A 4,086-nucleotide genomic window follows, 5' to 3' on the forward strand; every position below is an offset into this window, starting at 1 on the left:
AGAAGGCTGGAGACGAAATGGCCGCAGCGCCACACGTGTACACCCACGGGCATCACGAGACGGTTCTGCGCTCACATCGATGGCGTACCGCCGCCACGGAGATCACCGAACCGGCGCTGCAACTGGCTCGGGCGGAGGCCAACGCACGTCGACAGGAAAACATCGACTTCGTCGTCGCCGATGTCCACTCCCTCGATCTGCCCGACAACACCTTCGACGTCGTCCATGCCCACCAGGTCCTTCAACACGTGGCCGATCCGGTCCGGGCGCTGACCGAAATGCGCCGAGTATGCCGGCCCGGCGGCATCATCGCCGCCCGTGACAGCGACTACACGGCGTTCACCTGGTTCCCGCACGTGCCCGCGCTCAACGACTGGCTAGCCCTCTACAGACAGGCCGCCCGCGACAACGGCGGCGAGCCGGACGCCGGACGCCGCCTGCTGTCCTGGGCCAACAAGGCCGGGTTCACCGACGTCACCGCGACAGCGAGCACCTGGTGCTTCGCCGCCCCCGCCGACCGGCAGTGGTGGGGCCAGATGTGGGCCGAACGGATTCTGTATTCGGACCTGGCCCAGCAGGTATTGGCCTCCGGTCTGGCCACCGAGGACGACCTACACCGCATCTCTCAGGGCTGGCGGGAATGGGCTGACGCCAGCGACGCCTGGTTCACCGTGCTCCACGGCGAGATCATCTGCCGGGCCTGAGCAAGACCCCGAACTGCTTGTCGTGCCGAGTTGAGTGTGCCCCGCCTGGACGGGGCGGGCATCGAGATCCCTCCGTCACCGCTACGGCCCGGCACGAGGGGGCGAGAGATGGCGTGGAACCGGATCATGGGACCTCCCTCGGTGACGGCGGCCGAGAGAGCCGTTGCGCCAGACGGTACTTGCCAGGGCGGCGGGCTGGGCGTTGCTGTCGATGATCCGGCAGTGCCCGCTCGCGGGCGCCGGCGTCGTGACGTTTTCGGGGCGCTCCCTGCCCTGATCAACATCACCTGATCTTGGCTAGCGTGACTTTCCCGAGCGATGGTCCCCAAGCGCCGATCCGGCGCTACACGCCGGTAGTGCCATCGATGCGTTCCCGGACCAGGTCGGCGTGGCCGTTGTGGCGAGCGTACTCCTCGATCATGTGGACGTAGATCCAGCGAAGGTTGACGTCCTGCTCCATGAATCGACCCGTATCGTCCAGAGCACGCTCGGCGCAGTGCTCACGGGCGCGGGCGATCTCCGCGTGCCAGATGGCGAGGGCCTCATTCAGGGTGGCGCCCTCAGCCACATCGAAACCACCGTCGGGGCCATCCGGGTCGGCCTGCCGGTCGTAGATAGGCGGAGCCTGTTCTCCGGCGAACACGCGACGGAACCAATTCCGCTCCACCTCCGCCATGTGCTGGACCAGGCCGGTCAACGTGAAGCCGGACGGTGGCACGGACGCCACGGCGGCCTGCTCATCGTCCAGCCCTTCGCACTTCATGGCCAGTGTGGCGCGGTGAAAGTCGAGCCAGCTTTCGAGCGTCGTGCGCTCGTCGGCGTTCAGGGGCGGCATAGGACGATCGATGGTGCTCACGGGTCGATTATCGCCAGCATCCGAACGGCGCCGAGAGGCAGGGCACTGCAGGCGGTGGCTTGGCCGGTAAGGCCGCCGTCGGTGCTGCCGCAGCCGGTGGGTACGCGGCCAGGGCGGTCGACGGCCCTGGGGTGAGGCCAGAGCTCCGCCAGCGGACGACCGCCGTCGGAGCCCTGGCGCCGTTCGGGCAGCTCATCCGCCCGCCGATCTCGGCCAGTGGACGGTCCGCACGGGTAACCGACCGTCCACTGGCCGTCCTCGTCGTCGCTGCACGGGCCCCATCGGTAGGAGATTTGGCGGGCACCCGTCACCGACTCCGGGCGTGGCTACCGGTAGCTCCAGACCACTGGCCGGGCCTTGTAGATCGCTGCCCCGGAGAGGTAGCGGTTGCCGACGTAGGAACCGTTCAGCCGATACAGCCAGACGTTGCCGTTGCCGTAGGTGCCGTCGCGGTTCGCGCCGTCGACCTTGGTGGTGAAGACCAGCCCACCGGAGTGGTTACCGACACTCTTGATCTTGTTTGTGTCGATGTACCCGGGTGCTCGCTGGAATCGGTTGCGGTTGATGTCGTACCGGTAAACGTGGCTGGTGTTGCTCATCCAGAGGTTGGCAGAGGTGCCGTAGACCGGTGACAGGTCGTGCACGTTTCCGGTGACCGTCCGGCAGGCGGCGTTGGTGAGTTTAGGAGCGGTGGCCGTGCCGCTCACCTTGTAGCTGCACAGCCGGGTGCCGCCAGCGGCCCAGAGGCGCTTGATGGCACTGTCCCAGTAGACGGCGTGCGCCTTGGCGAACGCCTTCGTGGCGGCCGGGCTGGTCCGGCCCTTGCCGTAGAGGGTGAGCTTGCCGGGAGCGGAGGAGGCGACCACGACAGCGCCGTTGGGCAGCAACTCGATGGCGTGTGGGTTGCCGCCTGGCGTGACCTGGTACCGCACCTTGCGGGTGGCGTAGTCGACAATCCCGGCCCGGCCGCCGGACGCGGCCACCAGGACCACATTCCGCGAGCCCTGCTTGCGGAACTTGACGTCGGAGAGGTTCTTCCAGCCGCTGCCGGCGGGTCGCTTCCACGACCACTGGGCCGAACCAGCCGTCCACCGGCTGGCGCCAGCACTGAAGATCCTGATCCCGTACCGCTGGTCGACCACCGCGACTCGGTCGCTGGCTGCCTGCGCGTCGGTCGGCGCGACCAGCACTCCCACCATGCCCACCGCCGCCGCGCCGAGGGTTGCGCCGATCGTGTGCCATCGCCGTCGCGCCCTGTCTGCTGATCGCATCATCGCCATGAACCTCCCGTGTGACGAGCCCCATCGGGGGGGCGTTGACGGTGCGGCCCACGAAATATCGGCCTGCACCACGACTGATGATGTTCGAACGTATGCGATTGGTGACCGGCTGCCAATGATGGCGTTGGATGGGCGACAGCACGGTCGACCATGCTCAGGGGTGTCGCGCGGCGTACCGGACAGCACCCGGCCAGCCAACCCGACCGCCGGGCCGGAAACCCGGTTTACGGCCTGTGGCAGCTTTCGGAGCAACAACAACTTCAGCGCTGGTCAAAGACGGGGATGACGATCCCGGCTCCAGGCGTTGCCCAACTCTGCAGGGCGAGCGGCGTCGTGATGCACCTAGCGTGCAGAACGCCTTGGCCGCCAAGCATGAAAGCGAGGTGATATTTACGTCGGATGCGACGGAGGCGAACACGCTCGCGATCATCGGCGCCGTTGCCGGCGATCATCGGCCGGACAACGGCCATGTGGTCAGTCGTCGAGCATCACTCAGTCCACGCCGCTTGCGAGCAGTTGCGCAAGCAGGCATCCGATCACGACCGCCGACGCCGACAGCGAAGGTCGCGCCCGCCCAGAGACATACGCGATAAACCCTACTCATCCGGCCACGCAACAAGGAGCTCCTCCGGGAACTCCGTCGGCACCCATCGGAACCGCCCACCAGGCAAAGGGCGATCATGGTCCTGTTTCCATGCATAGCGGTCGAGGTGAGCTGCTGCCACAGTTCGGTAGAAGCCTTCCCGGGGCCTAACCTCTTGAGCTACCTCGTCCTTTCCAGCAACTGACCAATGGACGACTGGAAACCATCTGCAATCGCAGGTGGCAGTCCCCACCTTGAGGGAGATCACCAATCCCTCGTCGTCATCCGCGATGACCTGAGGGAGGTTGTGTTCGCTGCCCTTGTCGGGCACGGCGGTCACCTCGTGGTCGCTAGGGCGAATCAAAGCGTGGGTATTCACCTCAGTCGGGGGAGCGCCACAGCCCCACCTCTGCACCCCGACAACCGCCGCAGTCTCACTAGTCGGCGCCGGAGCACTTTCCAGGACTCGGATCCTGATCTCACTGATCCGGATTCTCTGTCCTTCAGGAGCGGTGATGTTGAGATCGATCATTGTGAAGTTCGCGTCTCCGGTTATTTTCGGCGACTCGAAGGTGTCGGGCATTTCTCCATCCTCGGATGGCTGTGGTTCTGCCATTAGTGAGGAGGTCAACGGGACCACTTTTGCCAGCCAGGGGCAGCTAG

At 66.0% G+C, this 4,086-nt stretch carries 4 protein-coding genes; 1 reads left to right on the forward strand and 3 read right to left on the reverse strand.

What is annotated here, in order from left to right; all coding sequences use genetic code 11:
* Window positions 1-35 precede the first annotated feature (35 nt).
* Window positions 36-704 carry a class I SAM-dependent methyltransferase gene (locus Vqi01_RS30020; protein ID WP_204038504.1) on the forward strand — a complete coding sequence of 223 codons (669 nt, stop codon included), beginning with the start codon at window positions 36-38 and terminating at the stop codon, window positions 702-704.
* Between the two features lie 343 nt (window positions 705-1,047).
* Here the strand turns inward: Vqi01_RS30020 and Vqi01_RS30025 are convergent, their stop codons facing one another.
* From Vqi01_RS30025 to Vqi01_RS30035, 3 genes are all read right to left on the reverse strand, one after another.
* Window positions 1,048-1,539: a DinB family protein gene (locus tag Vqi01_RS30025; protein ID WP_204038505.1), complete on the reverse strand. Its 492-nt coding sequence runs from the start codon at window positions 1,537-1,539 to the stop codon at window positions 1,048-1,050.
* Between the two features lie 347 nt (window positions 1,540-1,886).
* Window positions 1,887-2,834 carry a DUF6528 family protein gene (locus tag Vqi01_RS30030; RefSeq protein ID WP_204038502.1) on the reverse strand — a complete coding sequence of 316 codons (948 nt, stop codon included), beginning with the start codon at window positions 2,832-2,834 and terminating at the stop codon, window positions 1,887-1,889.
* A 602-nt stretch (window positions 2,835-3,436) separates the two neighbouring features.
* Window positions 3,437-4,086: hypothetical protein (locus Vqi01_RS30035; protein WP_204038503.1), on the reverse strand; the 650-nt coding region annotated here is incomplete at its 5' end.

This window comes from Micromonospora qiuiae (assembly GCF_016863555.1).
GTDB classification, from domain to species: Bacteria; Actinomycetota; Actinomycetes; order Mycobacteriales; family Micromonosporaceae; genus Micromonospora; species Micromonospora qiuiae.